This is a genomic window from Reyranella sp. (assembly GCF_050185545.1).
GTDB lineage: Bacteria > Pseudomonadota > Alphaproteobacteria > Reyranellales > Reyranellaceae > Reyranella.
The window spans coordinates 1-19,596 of the sequence record NZ_JBFWZI010000143.1; the positions used below are offsets into that span (position 1 = coordinate 1).

Sequence of the window (19,596 nt, forward strand, 5' to 3'; positions counted from 1 at the left end):
GTCACGCGCCCTCGGGCTTGCGGGCGAAGACGACCATTCGATGCTCGCGCCGCACGACGGGCTGATCGCCGACCTTGGCCTGCAGCTGGCGCCGGATTTCCTCGCGCGCCCGGGCGCGCAACTCGACCGGCAGATGGCCCAGGAAATTGCCGAACGCGCTCGCCTCGGAGTAGCGGATGGCGGCCTCGGCATCGGCAAACGTCTGCTCGGCCGGGCGCAGCTCGATCCGGATGTCGGTGAAGCCCGCCTGCCCGAGCAGCGCCCGCATCCGATCCTCATCGACCCGGAACAACACGCCGTCGGCCGGCCGGACATGGCGATCGAACGGCGGCTCGGCCAGCACTTCCAGCCTCGCCTGCTGCAGCATGGTGCGCTGACCGGGCGGCCAGGTCGTCAGGCCGAGCCGCCCGCCCGGCCGCAACACGCGGATAAAGCTCGAGAGCGGCCCCGCCTTGTCGGGCAGCCAGTGGAACACCGCGTTCAGCAGGACGGCGTCGAAGCTCGCATCGGAGAGGCCCCCGAGGTCGCGCGCATCACCGACCTCGAAGGCGAGATGGGCGCGGCTCCGCCCGCGCGCGATGGCGATGCGCTCCACCAGAGGATCGATGCCGAGCACGCTGCCCGACGGGCCGACGATGTCGGCGATGTGCTCGGCGAGCCGGCCGGTGCCGCAGCCGACGTCGAGCACGCGCTCTCCGGGCACGAGGGCGAGGTCGCCGACCAGCCGCTTGCCCGATTCGAACTGCCGCGTCGCGCTCTCGCGTTCGTAGGCGCGGGCGAGCTGCTCGCTGTCGAGATCGAGCTGGGGCGTGATGGTCGGGCTGGTCATGATCCGATCCTAGCCCAGGCGCCAAGAGGAAGGTCCCTTACTCCGCTCGCGATGCCAGCGAATGGACATCTCCCTTCGCAAGCTTGACTCGGTCGATCGACCGAATCTAGTATGGTTTCGGTCGGTCGACCGAACTACCACTTGACGACGTGAAACCAAGGAGACTCCCATGGGCGGTATTGTCTCGCTGCTTTACGGCACACTCGTCTACATGCTGTTCCTCGCCACCTTCCTCTACGCCATCGCGTTCGTCGGAAACCTTGCCATTCCCGGCCTAGTGCCCAAGACGATCGACAGCGGCGCCACGGGGCCGTTGATCCCCGCCCTCCTCGTCAACACGCTGCTCCTCGCGATCTTCGCGCTCCAGCACAGCGTCATGGCGCGACCCGCCTTCAAGCGCTGGTGGACCCGCTTCGTGCCACAGCCGGTCGAGCGCACGACGTACGTCCTGCTCGCCAGCCTCGCCCTGGTGCTGCTTTACTGGCAGTGGCGTCCCATCGAGCTGCCGATCGTCTGGTCGGTCGACGGCATGAGCGGCCTGCTGCTGCAGGCGGTGTTCTGGTTGGGCTGGGGGCTGGTGCTGCTCAGCACCTTCCTCATCAACCATTTCGAGCTGTTCGGCCTGCGCCAGGTCGTCGCGCGATTGCTCGGCAGGAGCGTTCCGGAACCGGTGTTCCGCACGCCGTTCCTTTACAGGCGTGTGCGCCATCCCATCTATCTCGGCTTTCTGCTTGCCTTCTGGGCCACGCCGACCATGACCGCCGGTCACCTGCTGTTCGCCGTGGCGACGACGGGCTACATCCTGATCGGCATCCAGCTCGAGGAGCGCGATCTGGTCGGTTTGTTCGGCGACCAGTATCGGCGCTACCGTGAAAGGGTCGGCATGCTCCTGCCCCTGCCCGGCCGCGGTGCCGGTGGTGGCGGAGACACTACGGCTGCAGCAAGAGGAATCGATGGCGCGCGCGGCAACGACTAGGAAGATCGAGACCGGCGAGTCGCTTCTCGAGGCGGCCAAAGTGGTCTTGCGGCGCAACGGCTATGCCGGCCTCTCGACCCGCGACGTGGCGGCAGAGGCCGGCGTACCGCTCAGCCAGATCCACTATCATTTTGGGTCCAAGCAGGGCCTGTTGCTGGCCCTGTTCGAGTATCTCAACGCCCAGCTCCTCGACCGCCAGAACGCAATGTTCGCCGACCGGAGCCTCAGCCTTTCGCAACGCTGGGACCGTGCCTGCGATTATCTCGACGAGGATATCGGCTCGGGCTACGTGCACGTCCTGCAGGAACTGATCAGCGCAAGCTGGTCGGATCCGGCCGTCGCCAAGCTCATCCGGGCGGGCATCGGTGCCTGGTGCGACCTGATCACTGGCGTTGCCCGGGACGCCGAGAAGGAACTGGGGAGCCTGGGCGGATTCACGCCCGAAGAGGTCAGCGCCTTCGCCTCCAGCGCCTTCATTGGCACGGAGTCGCTGTTCCTGCTGGACTTCGAGAAGAAGGGCTTGCCGCTGCGCCCCGCCCTTCGTCGCTTCGGCGACCTGATCCGCCTGCTTGAAAGCCGATCGGCCAGACGGTGAGCCGATGCGCGCGCGACTTCCCTCGCAAGAAGGAATCGTCGAGCGCAATGGCGTTGGCCTTCACTACGAGATCTACGGTGACGCGCCGGACACGATGGTGTTCGTGCCGCCGTGGAGCATCGTCCACTCGCGCGTCTACAAGGCCCAGATTCCCTATTTCAGCGAACGCTTCCGCTGCATCACCTACGACCCGCGCGGCAACGGCAAATCCGGCCGGCCGGAGGAGACAGCGGCGTACTCGCTCGACAACCATGTCGCCGATCTGCTCGCGGTCATGGATGCAGCAAAGGCCGGCAGGGCGATCCTGGTCGGCCTCTCCTTCGGCGGGCATCTCAGCTGCATTGTCGCAGCGCACCATCCGGAACGCGTGAGGGCCGCCATCATCGCCGGCACATCGGCCGCCATCGGGCCGGCCCACGCTTACATGCTGCCAGATCACTTCCACGCGCGGCGCGACACGTTCGAGGGCTGGGACAAGTACAATCGCGACTACTGGCTCGACAACTATCCCGCCTTCGCCGACCATTTCGTTCGCCACATCTTTTCCGAGCCGCACTCGACCAAGCACATCGAGGACGGCCTCGCCTGGGCATCCGAGACCAGCGGGCCGGTGCTGGCGCGCACCGTCGAGGCGCGCACCGTTCCGCCTTCCTTCGAGGTTGGCGAGGAGATGTACAGGCGCATCGCCTGCCCGATGCTGGTCCTCCACGGCGACCAGGACAAGATCCAGCAGCACGCGCGCGGCGCGCTGGTCGCCGAGCTTGCGAGGGCCGAGTTCGTGACCATTCCCGGCGGCGGCCACAATCCGCTTGGCCGCTTTCCCGCCAAGTGCAACGCGCTCATCGTGGATTTCCTCGACCGTCGCCTGCAAATCCCCTCACCCATGCGGTCGCGCCGCAGGATGCCTCGGCAGAAGCGCGTCCTCTACCTCTCGTCGCCGATCGGCCTGGGTCACGGACGCCGGGACATCGCCGTGGCACGGGAGTTGAGGCAGCTCCATCCTGGTATCGCGATCGATTGGCTGACGCAGGATCCGGTGACGCGGCTGCTGACCTCGGCCGGCGAGCCTGTGCATCCGGCGAGCGCCCGCCTGGTCAGCGAATCACGCCATATCGAGGCAGAAGCAGGCGAGCACGACCTCAATGCCTTCCAGGCGATAAGGCGCATGGACGAGATTCTGATCGCCAACTTCATGGTCTTCCAGGAGGCGGTCGAGGCCGGCGCCTACGATCTCGTCGTCGCCGACGAGGCCTGGGAGGTCGACCATTTCTGGCACGAGCACCCCGAGCTCAAGAAGGCGCAGCTCGCCTGGCTGACGGATTTCGTCGGCTTCGTGCCCATGCCAGCGGGCGGCGCGCGAGAGGCCCTGCTGACGACGGACTACAATGCCGAGATGCTCGGCCATGTCGAGCATCGTCCCGAGGTCCGTGGCCGCGCGATCTTCGTCGGCCGGCCGCAGGATATCGTACCGTTGTCATTCGGTCGCGATCTGCCCGAGATGCGCGACTGGATTCCGCGGCACTATGACTTCTCGGGCTATATCCTCGGCGAGCATCCGCAATCGCTCGGCCCGCGGGACGAGTTGCGGCGACGCCTCGGATATCGCAACGACGAGCTCGTGTGCATCGCGACCGTAGGCGGCTCGGGCGTCGGCACGCCCCTGCTCCGGCGCATCCTGCAGAGCTGGCCGATGGCCGCAAGACGCGTTGCGGGCCTGCGGATGGTCGTCGTCACGGGGCCGCGCATCGATCCGGCGAGCCTTGGCGCACCGCCGGGTGTCGAGCTACGCGCCTTCGTACCCGATCTCGACCGCCACCTCGCAGCCTGCGATCTCGCCCTGGTCCAGGGCGGACTTACGACCTGCATGGAGCTCACCGCGGCGGCAACGCCCTTCCTGTACTTTCCGCTACAGAACCATTTCGAACAGAACGTCCATGTCGCCCATCGACTGGACCAGTACGGGGCGGGCCGGCGCATGGACTATGCGACTGCGACGCCGGACGCCATCGCCCAGGCCATGGTCGATGCTCTCTCCTCCCCGGTCGGGTCCAGGCCCGTGGAGACCGATGGCGCGCGCCGCGCGGCAGCAATGCTGTCGGAACTGCTCTGACGCCAATCGGCCGCTGCGGTGTCGTGGTAGCGCGTACGGCTGGAATCCGGGACCACCGAGGGAGGCGTGGGCGCTGACACAGCCAACACGGTGCGTGCGCCCCGGGGCGCACGATTGCACAACAAGACACAACAGGTGGGGGTGTCGCCGCCCAAGAGGCAGAGCGCGCAATCGACTGGCTGCAGGAGCAAGCCAATCCGGCTGTCGCACCTGCCCTTCCGCCCGGCGCCGTGTTAGCGCTGACGACGAAACTTCGCGCTAATCGCAGGGCACGCACGTGATCGACCGCGCCGACGCAAGCCGGGTTCCCACCGACACAACGCCGAGCGCGTACGTCAGCGCCAACCCCCTGATTTCAAAGGCCGGTGACGCAATGACGCAAATGACGCAAGATTCCGGCCCGAATTTACGCGGCCGCCCGAGGACGGTGAGGAACGACCTGCGCGCTCGGGTGCGCAGCGGCCGCGACCGCAAGAACGTCGGTGCGACCGCAAGCGGGCAATGCGAACGGTCGCTTGCGGTCGGGTCGACCCCTTGATTCGAAAGGGTGCGGCCGCAAGCGATCGCACCGACCGCAAGAATCCGGGGTCGTTCTAATGCAGCTCGCTCAGACATGCCGGCGATCGGGCGCGCGTTCACCTCTCCTGAGAATGCGCCGGGAGCGCGCCACCGCGGGGGAGCAGTCCCCGCCCTGGCAGCGGCAGTCGCTAGCGCAGGATGCTCTGCAGCTTCATGGCGACGCCCATGTCACCTTCGATCTTGAGCTTGCCGGTCATGAACGCGGTCATGCCGTCGAGCTTGCCGCCGATCAGGTCGGCGAAGTCGCTGAAATCCATCTTGATGGTGCAGTCGGCCGCCTTGTCGTCGTTGCTGACCGACGGTGGATTGGCGTTGCCGTCGATGTGCACGACGCCCTGGTCGGTGGCGAACTTCACGGTGTTGCCGAAGGAGGATTTCTTCGAAGCCCCTTCCTTCATTTTCGCGGTGATTTCCTGCAAGGTCATGGCGAGTTCCTCCTGTCGGCCAATCGACGAGGGGGCTTACTTGACCTTTACGTAAACGTCAACTACACGCCGATGAACGGTCGTTCAGCCGGGCGGCCCCCCGCATGAACGGTAAACGGGCGTCGGAGAAAACATGGCGTCGGAGGAAACATGACGTATCGCTCGGTCTTCAAGCCGGGATTGTTTGAAGGCCAGACCATCATCGTCACCGGCGGCGGCAGCGGCATCGGCCGCTGCACGGCTCACGAGATCGCAGCGCTCGGCGCGCACGTCGTGATCAGCGGCCGCAAACCCGACAAGCTCGCGACGGTGAAGGGCGAGATCGAGGCCTCCGGCGGCTCGTGCGAGATGCATGCCTTCGACATCCGCGAGGAGGCCCAGGTCAGGGAGGCGATCGCGGCCATCGTCGCGCGCAACGGCCGCATCCACGGCTTGTTCAACAATGCCGGCGGCCAGTTCCCCGCCCCCGCCGCCGCGATGAGCGCCAAGGGCTTCGACGTCGTCGTGCGCAACAATCTCACCGGCGGCTTCATCGTCAGCCGAGAGGTCTACACCCAGTCGATGCAGCAGCACGGCGGCTCGATCGTCAACATGGCCGCCGACATGCGCAACGGCTTTCCCAGCATGGCGCACACCGGTGCCGCCCGCGCCGGCATGGTCAACCTCACCATGACGCTCGCCTACGAATGGGCGCAGTCGGGCGTGCGCGTGAACGCCGTGTCGCCGGGCTGGATCGCCTCGTCGGGCATGGACACCTACCAGGGCGAATTCAAGGAGAACATCCCCAAGCTCAAGAACCACTGTCCTCTGGGCCGGCTGGGCACCGAGAGCGAGGTCTCGTCGGTCGTCTGCTTCCTGTTGAGCGAGGCCTCCGCCTACATCACCGGCACCGAGATCCGAATCGACGGCGGCGTGCCGCTCGGCAACCGCTCGATGGACCTGCCGCAGACCGACCGCTCGCAGCCTTTCAACGGCTTCCACCTCGCCCGCACGCCCAAGGTGCTGGGAGGCTGAGCCGATGCCCATCCTCTCGACCCAGGTCGACGCCGCGAGCGACGACTATCGCCGCAACCGCGAGTGCATGCTGGCGGCCATCGCCGAGTTCCGCGAGGCCGAGGCCAGCGTGCAGGCCACCTCGGAAAAATCGCGCGACCGCTTCGCCAAACGCAAGCAGCTGATGCCGCGCGAGCGCATCGCGCTGCTGCTCGACCGTGGCGCGCCGTTCCTCGAGCTGATGCCGCTCGCCGGCTACCGCATGCACGACGACAGGGACGGCTCGAGCGCCGGCGGCGGCTCGGTCGCCGGCATCGGCTATGTCGAAGGCGTGCGCTGCGTCGTCACGGCGTCGAACAGCGCCATCAAGGGCGGCACCGTCGCGCCCTCGGGCCAGCGCAAGGGCCAGCGCGTGCAGCAGATCGTGCTGGAGAACAAGCTGCCGGTGGTGAACCTGGTCGAATCGGGCGGCGCCAATCTCCTGTACCAGGCCGAGATCTTCGTGCCGGGAGGGCGCGGCTTCGCCAACCAGGCGCGCATGTCGGCACGTGGCATCCCGCAGGTCACGGTGGTGCACGGCTCGTCGACGGCGGGTGGCGCCTACCTGCCCGGCCTCAGCGACTACGTCATCATGGTGCGCAACCAGGCCAAGGTGTTCCTGGCCGGGCCGCCGCTCCTGAAAGCCGCGACCGGCGAGATCGCGACCGACGAGGAGCTGGGCGGCGCCGAGATGCACGCCACGGTCTCGGGCGTCGCCGAATGGATGGCAGAGAACGACGCCGACGGCATCCGCATGGCGCGCGACATCATTGCCAAGTGGCACTGGAACGACCGTCTGCCGCCCAGTCCCGTGCGCGCCTTCAAGGAGCCGCTGTACGACATCGACGAGCTGTGCGGGGTGGTGCCGCCCTCGCACAGGGACCCCTACGACGTGCGCGAGGTGATCGCCCGCCTGGTCGACGGTTCCGACTTCCTCGAGTTCAAGGGACTGTATGACCAGCAGACGATCTGCGGCTGGGCCGAGATCGAGGGCGAGCCGGTGGCCTTCATCGGCAACAACGGGCCGATCACCACCAAGGGCTCGGTCAAGGCGGCGCAGTTCATCCAGCTGTGCTGCCAGCAGGGCACGCCGATCGTCTACCTGCAGAACACCACAGGTTACATGGTCGGCACCGAGGCCGAGCGCGGCGGCATCGTCAAGCATGGCTCCAAGATGATCCAGGCAGTCGCCAACGCCACCGTGCCGCAGATCACCATCGTGATCGGCGGCAGCTTCGGCGCCGGCAATTACGGCATGTGCGGCCGCGCCTACGACCCGCGCTTCATCTTCGCCTGGCCCAACAGCCGCACTGCCGTCATGGGCGGCGAGCAGGCGGCCGGGGTGATGAAGACCGTCACCGAGCAGAAATTCCTGCGCGAGGGCAAGGAGCCGCCGCACGAGCAGATCGACAAGATGTACAAGAGCATCGTCGACCAGTTCGATCGCGAATCGACGGCGCTCTACGGCACCGCCCATCTGTGGGACGACGGCATCATCGATCCGCGCGACACGCGCCGGATCCTTGCCTTCACGCTGTCGATCGCCCGCGAATCGATGGTGCGGCCGCTCAACCCCATCACCTTCGGCGTCGCCCGGATGTAACGAGGACCCACGACGATGAAGTTCACGCCCGAGCACGAGGCCTTGCGCCAGACCTGGAAGACGTTGATCGATCGCGAGGTCAATCCCCATGTCGACGAGTGGGAGAAGGAAGGCGCCTTCCCCGCCCACGCGCTGTTCAAGAAGATGGGCGACGCCGGCCTGCTGGGCGTCGACAAGCCGGTCGAGTTCGGCGGCTCGGGCCTCGACTTCTCCTACGCCATGATCTGCTCGGAATCGCTCGGGCTGGTGAATGGCGGCTCGATCCCGATGGCGACCGGCGTGCAGATCTCGATGGCGACGCCGGCGCTCGCCCGCTACGGCAGCGACGAGCTGCGCCGGGAATTCTTGGCCCCTTCTATCAGCGGCGATTACGTCGCCTGCCTCGGCGTCTCGGAGACCGGCGCCGGCTCCGACGTCGCCTCGATCAAGACCAACGCCCGCCGGGTCGGCGGCGACTGGGTGATCAACGGCGGCAAGATGTGGACGACCAACGGCGCGCAGGCCGACTGGATGTGCCTGCTCGCCAACACCGGCGACGGCCAGGTGCACAAGAACAAGTCTCTGATCGTCGTGCCGATGAAGACGCCGGGCGTGCAGATCGTGAAGAAGCTCGACAAGCTCGGCATGCGCGCGTCGGACACCGTGCAGACCTTCTTCGACGAGGTGAAGGTGCCGGTGCGCTACACGATCGGCGAGCCGGGATCGGGCTTCATCTACCAGATGCAGCAGTTCCAGGAGGAGCGGCTGTGGGCCGGCGCCGGCACCCTGATGGGCTGCGACCGCATCATCAACGCCACCATCGAGTACACGCGCGAGCGCAAGGTGTTCGGCCGTCCGCTGCTCGACAACCAGGTGATCCATTTCCGCCTGGCCGAGCTCAAGAGCGAGGTGGAGGCGCTGCGTTCGCTGGTCTATCGCGCCTGCGAGGAATATCTCGCCGGCAACGACGTCACCATGCTGGCCTCGATGGCCAAGCTGAAGGCCGGCCGCCTGCGCCGCGAGGTCTCCGACGCCTGCCTGCAATACTGGGGCGGCGCCGGCTATCTGTGGGACAACCCAGTGGCGCGCAGCTACCGCGACGGCCGCCTCGGCTCGATCGGCGGCGGCGCCGACGAGGTCATGCTGCAGATCATCGCCAAGCTGATGGGCACCCTGCCCAGGCTGGGCAACCGATGAGTCATCGCTGGGACCGCGCCACTCCAGTGGCGCTCATGGACTGTGTGATCGACGAAGAGGCGCCACTGGAGTGGCGCGGTCCCAGCGAAGAGGGCGCCTGATGCAATTCACCCCTGAACACGCCGAGATCCGCCGCACGCTGCGCGCCATCATCGACAGGGACATCAACCCGCATGTCGACCAGTGGGAAGAGGACGGCATCTTCCCGGCCCACGAAGTGTTCAAGAAACTCGGCGACGCCGGCCTGCTCGGCATCAACAAGCCCGTCGAGTTCGGCGGCATGGGGCTCGACTATTCCTACGCCATGGTGATGGCCGAGGAGCTGGGCCACATCAACTGCGGCTCGGTGCCGATGGCGATCGGCGTGCAGACCGACATGGCGACGCCCGCGCTCGCGCGCTACGGCAGCGACGCGCTGCGCCGGGAGTTCCTCGCCCCCTCGATCAGCGGCGACTACGTCGCCTGTCTCGGCGTCTCCGAGACCGGCGCCGGCTCCGACGTCGCCTCGCTCAAGACCACGGCGCGGCGGGCCGGCGGCGATTACGTCATCAACGGCGGCAAGATGTGGACCACCAACGGCACCCAGGCGGACTGGATGTGCCTGCTCGCCAACACCGGCGAGGGCGCCGTCCACAAGAACAAGTCGCTGATCTGCCTGCCGATGAAGACCAGGGGCGTGCAGGTGGTGAAGAAGCTCGACAAGCTCGGCATGCGCAGCTCCGACACCGCGCAGATCTTCTTCGACGAGGTCAAGGTGCCGGTGCGCTACCTGATCGGCCAGGAGGGCATGGGCTTCGTCTACCAGATGCAGCAGTTCCAGGAGGAACGGCTGTGGGGCGCGATCAGCGCCGTCGTCGGCATGGAGCGGCTGATCGCCCAGACGATCGAGTACACGCGCGAGCGCAAGGTGTTCGGCCGGCCGCTGCTCGACAACCAGGTGATTCATTTCAAGCTCGCCGAACTCAGCACCGAGGTCGAGCTGGTGCGCTCGCTCTGCTATCGCGCCTGCGAGGAGTATCTTGACGGCAGCGACGTCACCATGCTGGCCTCGATGGCCAAGCTCAAGGCCGGCCGCGCGCTGCGCCTGGTGACCGACGGCTGCCTGCAATACTGGGGCGGCGCCGGCTACCTCTGGGAGTCGCCGACCGCGCGTGCCTTCCGCGATTCGCGCCTCGCCTCGATCGGCGGCGGCGCCGACGAGGTCATGCTGCAGATCATCGCCAAGCTGATGGGCACCCTGCCCCGGCTGGAAAATCGGTGATGGGCCGGGCTCATGTCATCCGGACCGCGGGCGTCCCGCCCGCTCAAGCTCATGAGCGGGCGGGACGCCCGCGGGCCGGAAGAGAAGAGGTTTGAAATGTCCGACTTCGCCCCCAGGTACCAGACCCTGCTGCTGCAGCGCGAGCGTTCGCGGCTGCACGTCACGCTGAACCGGCCCGAGGTCAAGAACGCGCTGAACCCGACACTGGTCGGCGAGCTCAGGGCGGTGTTCGAGATCGTGCGCGACCGGCGGGACATCAAGGTGGTGGTCCTGCGCGGCGCCGGCGGCACCTTCTGCGCCGGCGCCGATCTGAAGAACATGGAACAGAGCTTCCGCGACACGCCCAAGCCCGGCGAGAAAGACCCGATCGCCGTCAACAACCGCGAGTACGGGACCTTCCTCGAGATGGTCAACACCACCCCCCAGGTCGTGGTCGCGGCGGTCGAGGGCTACGCCATCGCCGGCGGCTTCGGCCTGCTCTGCGTCTCCGACGTGGCGATCTGCACCGAGGTTGCAGGCTTCGCCATGAGCGAGACGGCGATCGGCATCGTGCCGGCGCAGATCGCTCCCTTCGTCGCCGCCCGGATCGGCGTGCCGCAGACCCGGCATCTCGCCCTGACCGCAGCGCGCTTCAAGGGTCCCGAGGCGCTGCGGCTGGGCATCGTCCACCATCTCGTCAAGGACTCCGCGGCGCTCGATGCCAAGCTCGAAGAGATACTGAAACAGATCGATCGCTGCGCGCCTTTGGCAAATGCCCTGACCAAGGCGGTTGTCATGAAGGTCGGCAGCGAACCGCTGTCTTCCGTGCTCGATTTCGCCGCCGACAAGTTCGCCGAAGCGCGGCGCAGCCCGGAGGCCGCGGAAGGCCTGCGCGCCTTCGCCGAAAAGCGGCCGCCGCGATGGGCGACGGAGTAGGATGATCGACATGATGGTGCGCGAGGACGCCCGCGGCTGGGGCTGCTACACCAAGGACGGACGTCCCCTCACATGAAGTTCGGCAAGATCCTGGTCGCCAACCGCGGCGAGATCGCCTGGCGCGTCATGCGTACCGCCAAGGCGATGGGCTATCGCACCGTGGCGGTGTATTCCGACGCCGACCGTCACGCACCGCACGTCGCCTATGCCGACGACGCGGTCCGTATCGGTCCGTCGCCGATTGGCGAAAGCTATCTCAACATCGATCGGATCCTCGACGCCGCGCGTCGCTCGGGCGCCGACGCGGTGCATCCGGGCTACGGGTTCCTGTCGGAGAACGAAGCCTTTGCCGCGGCCTGCGAAAAGGCCGGGCTGGTGTTCATCGGCCCGCCGCCGGCCGCCATCGCCGCCATGGGCAACAAGGCGGCCGCCAAGCGGCGCATGATCGATGCCGACGTGCCCTGCGTGCCGGGCTACCAGGGCGCCGACCAGAGCGACGCCAGGCTCGGGACGGAAGCGCGGAGGATCGGCCTGCCGGTGATGGTCAAGGCGGCAGCCGGCGGCGGCGGCCGCGGCATGCGGCTGGTCGATCGCGAGACGGACCTGCTCGAAGCGATCCGCGGCGCGCGCACCGAGGCCGAGAGCGCCTTCGGCTCGGGCGAACTGATCCTCGAGAAAGCGGTCGTCGATGCCCGCCATGTCGAGATCCAGATCTTTGCCGACAGCCACGGCAACGTCATTCACCTGGGCGAGCGCGACTGCTCGGTGCAGCGCCGCCATCAGAAGGTGATCGAGGAAGCGCCGTCGCCGGCGGTCGACGCCGAATTGCGCCGCCGCATGGGGGCGGCGGCCGTCGCCGCGGCGCGCGCCATCGGCTATCGCGGCGCCGGCACAGTCGAGTTCCTGCTCGGCGCCGACGGTGCCTTCCATTTCCTCGAGATGAACACGCGCCTGCAGGTCGAGCATCCGGTGACCGAGATGATCACCGGGCAGGATCTGGTGGCGTGGCAGCTCGCGGTGGCGGCCGGCGAGCTCTTGCCGCTCACCCAGGAGCAGGTGGCATTCTCCGGCCATGCCATCGAGGTGCGGCTCTACGCCGAGGATGCCTATGCGGGCTTCCTGCCGCAGACCGGGCGCATCGCCGTGTGGCGGCCGGCGACGGGAACGGGTATCCGGGTCGATCACGGCATGAAGGACGGTCTGGTGATCTCGCCGTACTACGATTCGATGATCGCCAAGGTGATCGCGCACGGCGCGACACGCGAGGAGGCACGGGCGCGGCTGGTGCGGGCGCTGCGCCAGACCGTGGTGCTGGGCTCGACCACCAACCGGCACTTTCTGATCAGCCTGCTCGAGCATCCCGCGTTCGCCGCCGGCAACGCCACGACAGGCTTCATCGACGAGCATTTTTCCGGCGACGCCCTGGTGCCGCCCAAGGTGAGCGACGCCCACTGGAAGCTCGCGGCGGCACTGCTGTGGCGGCAGTCGGCGGCGCGCTATCCGGCGGCGCTGCGCGGCTGGCGCAATTCCAACCCCGAGCCGACGCCTATCCGACTCGCCGTCGGCAGCGAGGAGCGGACGCTGTCGATGACGGCGGCCGAGGCCGAAGCCATCGATGATGCGGTGCCGTTCCACGTCGAGGGCGACGACATCATCGTCGATCACGAGGCGCTCACCGTCCGCTTCACCGACACGACCTACGCGCCGCCGGCCATGCCGACAGCCGGCAGCGACGGCAAGCTGCGCGCGCCGATGGACGGCAAGATCGTCGCCATCAAGGTCGCGGCGGGCGACAGCGTCAGTCGCGGCCAGACCCTGATCGTGCTCGAGGCGATGAAGATCCAGCATCAGCTCAAGGCGGGGCTCGACGCGAGGATCGAATCGGTCGCCGTACGCGAAGGCCAGCAGGTGGCCAACCGCACCGTCCTGGTCACCCTGGCGACCGATGCCGCTGCACATTGAGAAGGTCTCTCACCGCTACGGCTCGGTCGAGGCGCTGGACGGCATCGAGCTCGACATAACCGACGGCGAGACCGTCGCGCTGATCGGCCCGTCCGGCTGCGGCAAGTCGACCCTGCTCGGCATCATCGGCGGGTTGCTGCAGCCCACCGCCGGTCGGGTCGCTCTGTCTGGCCCGCCGCCGCAGGATTCGCTCAATCCGTTCACCTACGTCTTCCAGGACTTCGCCCTGCTGCCGTGGCGCAGCGTGGCCGACAACGTCTCGCTGGCGCTGGAGCATCGTTCACTGGGCGCCGCCGAGCGGCGCGAGCGGGTGGCGGCGGCGCTCGCCCTTACCGGCCTCGGCGACTTCGCCGGCGCCTACCCGAAGCAGCTGTCCGGCGGCATGCGCCAGCGCGTCGGCCTCGCCCGCGCGCTGGTGGTGAGGCCGGCGGTCCTGCTGCTCGACGAGCCGCTGTCGGCGCTCGACGCCCAGACGCGCGAGCTCCTGATGGAAGACCTGCTGGCTATCTGGGCGCGCGACAAGAGCACCCGGGTGTACGTGACGCACAATCTCGAGGAAGCCGCCCGTCTCGCCGACCGGGTTGTGGTGCTGTCGCGCCGGCCCGGCCGCATCCGCGAGGTGATCGGCATCGACGTTCCCGTCGCCGAGCGCGCGAAGCCGGAGCATTCCCGTCTGCTGATCGACGTGCACAAGCGTCTGTGGTCACTGATCCGCGACGAAGCCGCGACAGCGGACCGCGAGATGCAGGCCGTCGATCGCTAACGCGGACCCGTCGCCCGTGAGATCGCTCACCTGCCTGCTGATGTTCCTGCTCGGCGCTCTGGCGCTGGCGACGGCGAGCGCTGTGGCGCAGTCTGTCGCCTCGATCGCCGTGGCGGCCGAAAGTGACCTCATCGCCGTCTTCAGCGAGCACGTCGAGCACCGCCTGTTGCGGGTACGCTTCGACCGATCTGCAGGCACGGTCGCCGTCACGCCGTTTGGACCACCGGGCATCGAGACATTTGGCGCAGGGCCGGACGGCGCCTTCGTCGTCCATGCAGTCGATCTGCCCGATGACTTCGACAATCCTGCGCCGCACGTTGCGCTGCTCGACGCTTCCGGCCAGCCGACCGGCAAGCCGGTCGCCAGCCCGCTCGGCAAGATTCCCGGTCTTGTGGTCTCGCCCACGGGTGATCGGGTCGCGGCGAGCGGCGAGCACGGCTGGATCGGCCTGTTCGCCGTCGACAGGACCGGACCAACGATTCGACTGGCGGCGCGCGCCACCTTCGGCGTCTCGGTCAATCGCCCCTTCTTCCATGCCTTCCGCCCCGATGGCGGGTTAGTCACGATCACCGATGATTGGGTGATGGTCCTTCGCACGCCCGACGGGGCCATCCAGCAGGTGCACGATCTCAAGACCGTCAACCGCACCCTGGCACCGATCGATATGGACGGGCTCTTCCGACTGCGATGGTCACCGCGCGGCGATCGCTTCACGGTGAACTGGGGCGCCGGGCCAATGTTCACCAGGATCTTCGATGCGACTGGACACCGTCTGCTACCCACCGGCTCGACTGCCCCGGAGTTGCGGGCGACCGAGGTCACGTTCATCGATAGCGGCGACGCCGCGATCCTCTCGGGCATGACGGCGCCAGTCGTGGTGCACCTGACGGGAACTTGCCTCGCAAGCAAGCCGTTTGGCGACCCCGAGATCAACGTGGCACGCTTCGTTGCGATGGCGGGAGGGCGTCGCATCATGACGCTCGACGGCGACCGCGTCGGCCTGTGGTCCGATGACGGCGGGCAGTTGATCGCGCTCACGGGGGTGGAGAACTACTCCCTCGAAACCAGGGAAGCAGCCCGCTTTGCGCTGAAGGCCGACGGACGGACGGCAGGCAGGCTGACGGACTTGCCGTGTCCAGCCGGCGATTCCATCGTGGTCGTCGATGAACAATCAGCGGCATGGGTCGTCCAGTCGGCCAACGGAAGCATCCGGCACGTCGCTCTGCCGGCGTGGCCGTGTACCGTCGTGGCAGTGGCCCGGGATGGATTTGCCATCGGGCCCGGCGATGGCACGATTGTGCGGTTGAGCCGTGACGGCCTGCTTCAGGGCGAGCCGATCAAGGCATCGGAATTCGGCGGCGTCGGCCTCATTACCGTCGAGGACGATGGCCGGAGTTTGGTGGTCGTGGAAGGAGACGAGCTGTCGGCGCGTCACCTCGATTGGAATGGTCGGGTCCTGGCCGCTCCGTACCGCGCCAGAGACATCAAGGGAGCCTTCTTCGACAATGGCAAGGCGATGCTGATTCTGTCGGGCGACGAGCTCGGCCTGCGCGAACCGGCCGCTCCGTTCGGCATCAAGTCCTTCGAGCCGCCGCGCTGATGGCCTCGCGCGAAACCTTCCCCGAGCGCCGGCCCGTCCCGTTCCGCGGCGGCGGCTTCAACCCGACTCCGCGCCGCCTGCTGCCGTGGATCGTATTCGCGGTCGTCATCGCGGCTTGGCAAGCGGCGTCGAGCGCCGGCCTCCTGCCGTCTCTGTTCATGCCCAGTCCCCTCACCGTCATGCGCGCGCTGGTCGAGCTGTGGCTCGACGGCACGTTGATGGAACACGTGATGGCGTCGCTGAAGCGCATCGTTCCCGGATGGCTCATCGGCACCGGCGCCGGACTCGCCGTCGGGCTCGCCATGGGGATCTTCTCGGCGGCGCGCGCCGGCGGCCTGCCGATCGTGTCGGCTCTCTTCCCCATCCCGAAGATCGCCTTGCTGCCGCTCCTCATCCTGTGGTTCGGCATCGGCGAGCCGTCGAAGGTCGCCACCATCGCGCTCGGCGTCTTCTTCCCGACCGTGATCTCGGCCTACAGCGCCTGCGATTCGGTGCCGCGCAACCTGATCCGCATGGGCCAAAGCTTCGGCCTGCCGGCGACCGACATCGTCGCCAAGATCCTGCTGCCCGGCGCCATGCCCGGCATCCTGGCCGGCTTTCGCATCTCCGCCTCGGTCGCCCTGCTCCTGGTGGTCGCCGCCGAGATGATCGGCGCCCAGCACGGCATCGGCGCCTTCGTGCTGACGGCCGGCAACCTGATGCAGACCGACCAGCTGCTGGCCGGCGTCGTCATGCTGTCCATCCTGGGCCTGCTGATCTCGTGGGGCCTCGGCATGGTCGAGCGCTCGGTGCTGCGCTGGCGCTGAGGTCTCGCTATCGTATCGCCCTGAATTCGTCGGGAGGCATCATGCTGCGCAGGTCAGTCGTATCGTTGCTGGCTTTGGCCCTGACCGGCCCGGCCTTCGCACAGCCCTATCCCGGCAAGCCGATCACCATCATCGTGCCGTTCGCGGCGGGCGGTCCGACCGACCTGATGGCGCGCATCGTCGGAGAGCGCATGGGCAAGGAGCTCGGCCAGCAGTTCATCATCGACAACGTCACCGGCGCCGCCGGCACGATCGCCATGGGCAAGCTCGCGCGCTCCACGCCCGACGGCTATACGATCGGCATCGGCCATCTCGGCACCAACGTGGTGAACGGGCTGATCTACAGGAAGCTGAACTACGACCTGCTGGAGGACTTGGTGCCGATCGCGCGCCTGCCCTCCAACCCGCTGCTGGTGGTGACCTCCAACCAGGTGCCGGCCAGCGATCTCAAGGGGCTGGTCGCCTACCTCAAGGCCAATGCCGACAAGATCTCGGGCGGAACCGCCGGCATGGGTTCGGGCTCGCATATCGGCGTCATGGCCTTCCACGCCGCCACCGGCACAAACTACCAGCTGGTGCCCTATCGCGGCACCGGCCCGGCGGTGCAGGACCTGATCGCCAACCAGATCCAGATCATGATCGACCAGTCGTCGAACTCCCTGCCGCACGTCCGCGCCGGCAAGCTCAAGGTCTATGCGGTGACCGCCAAGGCGCGCTCGGCTGCCGCGCCCGACGTGCCGACCACGGCCGAAGCGGGCTATCCCGGCATCGAGGTCGCGATCTGGCACGGCCTGTGGGCGCCCAAGGGCACGCCGCCCGAAATCATCGCCAGGCTCAACGCCGCCGCCGTGGCGGCGCTCAAGGACCCCGCGATCCGGCGCAAGCTCGAGGATCTCGGCCAGGACATTCCCACGCCCGAGCAGATGCAGCCGGCGGCCTTCGGCGCCTACCAGCGCGGAGAGTTCGCCAAGTGGCGGCCGATCATCGAGAAGGCGAACGTCAAGGTCGAGTGACGGCGCGCCTCAAGCGCAAGCGGGTGGCACGGCGTACGGCGGCAACAGATTCTCGACTGCCCGCGCCACGCTCAGCAGCTCGATATCGCGCCACCTGTGGCCGGTGAGCTGCAGGCCGATCGGCAGCCCTCGTGCGAGGAGCCGCAGGCCAGCACGACCGACGGCTGGCCGGTCAGGTTGGCAGGGTGTTCAGAGCGCCGTTCAGATCGGCGATCCGCTTCAAATGCGCCTTGGTCGCATCGACCGAGCTGAGCCGTCCGGCCCGGATGGCGCGTGATAGTCGCGTGGCCGTTTCGAAGCACGGATTCACGGGCTCTCCCTGCGGTATGCGGAGACTAGCCGCCCCTTGCCGGGCCGGCTATAGAGCCCGAGTTGTTCTTGGGGGCGCCATGAGCCTGCGTAACAAGACCCTGTTCGTCACCGGCGCCAGTCGAGGCATCGGGCTCGCGATTGCCCTGCGCGCGGCGCGCGATGGCGCCAACATCGCCGTCGCCGCCAAGACGGTGAAGCCCGATCCGCGGCTGCCTGGCACGATCTTCACGGCTGCCGAGGAAATCGAGAAAGCCGGCGGCAAGGCGTTGCCTCTGGCGTGCGACATCCGCGACGAGGAGAGCGTCGAGAGATCCGTCGCCGAGACCGTGACCAGATTCGGCGGCATCGACATCCTGGTGAATAACGCCAGCGCGATCAGCCTGACCGGCACGCTGGCGACGCCGATGAAGCGCTACGATCTCATGCACCAGATCAATTCGCGCGGCACGTTTCTTGTTTCACAGAAGTGCATCCCGCATCTCATGAATGCCACGAACCCCCACGTGCTGAACCTCTCCCCGCCACTCGATTTCGACGTCAAATGGTTCGCCAACCATGCGGCCTACACGCTCGCCAAGTACGGCATGTCGGTCTACGCTTGGGCGATGGCGGCGGAGTTCAAGGACAAGGGCATCGCTTTCAACTGCCTGTGGCCGCGCACCGGCATCGCCACGGCGGCGATCCAGAACATCCTCGGAGGCGACGAAGGCATGAAGCGCTGCCGCAAGCCGGAGATCATGGCCGATGCGGCCCATGCCATCTTCAACCGGCCGGCGCGCACCTGCACGGGCAACTTCTTCATCGACGACGAGGTCCTGGCGGCGGAGGGCTTGACCGACTTCGACAAGTACGCCGTCTCGCCCGGCACGCCCCTGATGCCCGACTTCTTCGTGCCCGCGCCGGACGCGCGCACGCTGGTCGGGCGGAGCTGAGCCGATGGCCACGTTCATGCTGGTCCACGGCGCCGCCCATGGCGGCTGGTGCTGGGAGAAGGTCGTGCCGCTCCTGGAAGCGCACGGTCATCGGGTCTGCGCGCCTGACCTGCCGGGTATGGGCAAGGACCAGATGCCGCCGGCCAACGTCACGCTGGCCGACAATGTCGAGAAGCTGTCGCGCCTGCTCGACAAGATGGACGAGCCGGTGGTGCTGGTCGGCCATTCACTGGGCGGCATCACCATCAGCGCGCTCGCCGAGGCGCGGCGCCGCAAGCTCAAGGCCCTGGTCTATCTTTGCGCGATCCTGCCGCAGCCGGGCAAGACTGGCCGGGACATGAGCAGCCTCGATCCGAGCGCGATGTGGCGCCTGTCACGCCAGGTCAGCCCCGACGGCCTCACCTACACCTTTGCGCGCGACAGGATCCCTGGGTTGTTCTACGCCGACGTCTCGCCCGAGGATCGCTACCGCGCCATGGAGCGTCTGCGCCCGCAACCCCTGTCGATCTCGACGACCCCTGTCACCCTGACCGAGGAGCGCTTCGGCTCGGTGCCGCGCTGGTACATCGAGTGCATCTTCGACAATGCCGTCAAGATCTCGCTGCAGCGCCAGATGGTGAAGCTGACGCCCTGCAAGGTCATCAGCATGGAATGCGGCCACTCGCCTTTCTACAGCAACCCCGAGGAGCTGGTGGAGCACCTCGAGG

17 protein-coding genes are annotated in these 19,596 nt (G+C 67.4%); 15 read left to right on the forward strand and 2 right to left on the reverse strand.

Going from position 1 to position 19,596, the window contains the following annotated elements; translation table 11 throughout:
- Position 1: 1 nt before the first annotated feature.
- Positions 2 to 829: a class I SAM-dependent methyltransferase gene (locus AB7O82_RS27935; protein ID WP_428620709.1), complete on the reverse strand. Its 828-nt coding sequence runs from the start codon at positions 827 to 829 to the stop codon at positions 2 to 4.
- A gap of 169 nt (positions 830 to 998) precedes the next feature.
- Between AB7O82_RS27935 and mddA the strand changes: the two genes are divergently transcribed.
- The 3 genes from mddA to AB7O82_RS27950 are packed head-to-tail and all read left to right on the forward strand — an operon-like array spanning position 999 to position 4,510.
- Positions 999 to 1,805 carry a methanethiol S-methyltransferase gene (gene mddA, locus AB7O82_RS27940; protein ID WP_428549776.1) on the forward strand — a complete coding sequence of 269 codons (807 nt, stop codon included), beginning with the start codon at positions 999 to 1,001 and terminating at the stop codon, positions 1,803 to 1,805.
- On the forward strand, positions 1,783 to 2,400 hold the full coding sequence (locus AB7O82_RS27945; protein WP_428549774.1) for a TetR/AcrR family transcriptional regulator: 618 nt from the start codon (positions 1,783 to 1,785) through the stop codon (positions 2,398 to 2,400). Before mddA ends, AB7O82_RS27945 begins: the two co-directional genes overlap by 23 nt.
- 4 nt (positions 2,401 to 2,404) lie before the next feature.
- Positions 2,405 to 4,510 carry an alpha/beta fold hydrolase gene (locus AB7O82_RS27950; RefSeq protein ID WP_428549772.1) on the forward strand — a complete coding sequence of 702 codons (2,106 nt, stop codon included), beginning with the start codon at positions 2,405 to 2,407 and terminating at the stop codon, positions 4,508 to 4,510.
- A 707-nt stretch (positions 4,511 to 5,217) separates the two neighbouring features.
- On the opposite strand, the gene AB7O82_RS27955 is transcribed toward AB7O82_RS27950, so the two are convergent.
- The gene (locus tag AB7O82_RS27955) at positions 5,218 to 5,514 is read right to left on the reverse strand and encodes an SCP2 sterol-binding domain-containing protein (RefSeq protein WP_428549770.1); all 297 of its coding nucleotides are present in this window, start codon (positions 5,512 to 5,514) and stop codon (positions 5,218 to 5,220) included.
- 150 nt (positions 5,515 to 5,664) lie between these two features.
- On the opposite strand from AB7O82_RS27955, the gene AB7O82_RS27960 reads away from it, so the two are divergent.
- The 12 genes from AB7O82_RS27960 to AB7O82_RS28015 all read left to right on the forward strand — a co-directional run.
- Complete coding sequence (locus AB7O82_RS27960; RefSeq protein WP_428549768.1) at positions 5,665 to 6,528, forward strand: SDR family oxidoreductase; 864 nt, start codon at positions 5,665 to 5,667, stop codon at positions 6,526 to 6,528.
- A 4-nt stretch (positions 6,529 to 6,532) separates the two neighbouring features.
- Positions 6,533 to 8,149, forward strand: a complete 1,617-nt coding sequence (locus AB7O82_RS27965) for an acyl-CoA carboxylase subunit beta (protein WP_428620710.1) — start codon at positions 6,533 to 6,535, stop codon at positions 8,147 to 8,149.
- 15 nt (positions 8,150 to 8,164) lie between these two features.
- Positions 8,165 to 9,325 (forward strand): acyl-CoA dehydrogenase family protein, encoded by a 1,161-nt coding sequence (locus tag AB7O82_RS27970; RefSeq protein WP_428549764.1) that lies wholly within the window; start codon positions 8,165 to 8,167, stop codon positions 9,323 to 9,325.
- A 100-nt stretch (positions 9,326 to 9,425) separates the two neighbouring features.
- Positions 9,426 to 10,586, forward strand: a complete 1,161-nt coding sequence (locus AB7O82_RS27975) for an acyl-CoA dehydrogenase family protein (RefSeq protein ID WP_428549762.1) — start codon at positions 9,426 to 9,428, stop codon at positions 10,584 to 10,586.
- Positions 10,587 to 10,682: 96 nt separating this feature from the next.
- The gene (locus AB7O82_RS27980; protein WP_428620712.1) at positions 10,683 to 11,501 is read left to right on the forward strand and encodes an enoyl-CoA hydratase-related protein; all 819 of its coding nucleotides are present in this window, start codon (positions 10,683 to 10,685) and stop codon (positions 11,499 to 11,501) included.
- Positions 11,502 to 11,573: 72 nt separating this feature from the next.
- Positions 11,574 to 13,463, forward strand: coding sequence for an acetyl/propionyl/methylcrotonyl-CoA carboxylase subunit alpha (locus tag AB7O82_RS27985; protein WP_428549758.1), 1,890 nt, complete (start codon positions 11,574 to 11,576; stop codon positions 13,461 to 13,463).
- Positions 13,447 to 14,226, forward strand: coding sequence for an ABC transporter ATP-binding protein (locus AB7O82_RS27990; RefSeq protein ID WP_428549756.1), 780 nt, complete (start codon positions 13,447 to 13,449; stop codon positions 14,224 to 14,226). The genes AB7O82_RS27985 and AB7O82_RS27990 overlap by 17 nt, the downstream gene beginning before the upstream one ends.
- Positions 14,227 to 14,242: 16 nt before the next feature.
- Entirely contained in the window at positions 14,243 to 15,826 is a 1,584-nt protein-coding gene (locus AB7O82_RS27995; RefSeq protein WP_428549754.1) for a hypothetical protein, read from the forward strand.
- Positions 15,826 to 16,632: an ABC transporter permease gene (locus AB7O82_RS28000; protein WP_428620714.1), complete on the forward strand. Its 807-nt coding sequence runs from the start codon at positions 15,826 to 15,828 to the stop codon at positions 16,630 to 16,632. Before AB7O82_RS27995 ends, AB7O82_RS28000 begins: the two co-directional genes overlap by 1 nt.
- A 44-nt stretch (positions 16,633 to 16,676) precedes the next feature.
- A complete protein-coding gene (locus AB7O82_RS28005; RefSeq protein WP_428555992.1) occupies positions 16,677 to 17,645 on the forward strand; it encodes a Bug family tripartite tricarboxylate transporter substrate binding protein in 969 nt (322 codons plus the stop codon).
- Between the two features lie 389 nt (positions 17,646 to 18,034).
- The gene (locus AB7O82_RS28010; protein WP_428555986.1) at positions 18,035 to 18,889 is read left to right on the forward strand and encodes an SDR family oxidoreductase; all 855 of its coding nucleotides are present in this window, start codon (positions 18,035 to 18,037) and stop codon (positions 18,887 to 18,889) included.
- Positions 18,890 to 18,893: 4 nt separating this feature from the next.
- The coding region (locus AB7O82_RS28015) for an alpha/beta fold hydrolase (RefSeq protein WP_428620715.1) at positions 18,894 to 19,596 on the forward strand (703 nt) is incomplete at its 3' end.

Coding starts and splice junctions, on each gene's coding strand:
- AB7O82_RS28010 (WP_428555986.1), top strand. CDS start 18,035: ATGAGCCTGCGTAACAAGACCCTGTTCGTCACCGGCGCCAGTCGAGGC.
- AB7O82_RS27965 (WP_428620710.1), top strand. CDS start 6,533: ATGCCCATCCTCTCGACCCAGGTCGACGCCGCGAGCGACGACTATCGC.
- AB7O82_RS27955 (WP_428549770.1), bottom strand. CDS start 5,514: ATGACCTTGCAGGAAATCACCGCGAAAATGAAGGAAGGGGCTTCGAAG.
- AB7O82_RS27950 (WP_428549772.1), top strand. CDS start 2,405: ATGCGCGCGCGACTTCCCTCGCAAGAAGGAATCGTCGAGCGCAATGGC.
- AB7O82_RS27980 (WP_428620712.1), top strand. CDS start 10,683: ATGTCCGACTTCGCCCCCAGGTACCAGACCCTGCTGCTGCAGCGCGAG.
- AB7O82_RS27985 (WP_428549758.1), top strand. CDS start 11,574: ATGAAGTTCGGCAAGATCCTGGTCGCCAACCGCGGCGAGATCGCCTGG.
- AB7O82_RS27960 (WP_428549768.1), top strand. CDS start 5,665: ATGACGTATCGCTCGGTCTTCAAGCCGGGATTGTTTGAAGGCCAGACC.
- AB7O82_RS27990 (WP_428549756.1), top strand. CDS start 13,447: ATGCCGCTGCACATTGAGAAGGTCTCTCACCGCTACGGCTCGGTCGAG.
- AB7O82_RS28000 (WP_428620714.1), top strand. CDS start 15,826: ATGGCCTCGCGCGAAACCTTCCCCGAGCGCCGGCCCGTCCCGTTCCGC.
- AB7O82_RS27945 (WP_428549774.1), top strand. CDS start 1,783: ATGGCGCGCGCGGCAACGACTAGGAAGATCGAGACCGGCGAGTCGCTT.
- AB7O82_RS27970 (WP_428549764.1), top strand. CDS start 8,165: ATGAAGTTCACGCCCGAGCACGAGGCCTTGCGCCAGACCTGGAAGACG.
- mddA (WP_428549776.1), top strand. CDS start 999: ATGGGCGGTATTGTCTCGCTGCTTTACGGCACACTCGTCTACATGCTG.
- AB7O82_RS27975 (WP_428549762.1), top strand. CDS start 9,426: ATGCAATTCACCCCTGAACACGCCGAGATCCGCCGCACGCTGCGCGCC.
- AB7O82_RS27935 (WP_428620709.1), bottom strand. CDS start 829: ATGACCAGCCCGACCATCACGCCCCAGCTCGATCTCGACAGCGAGCAG.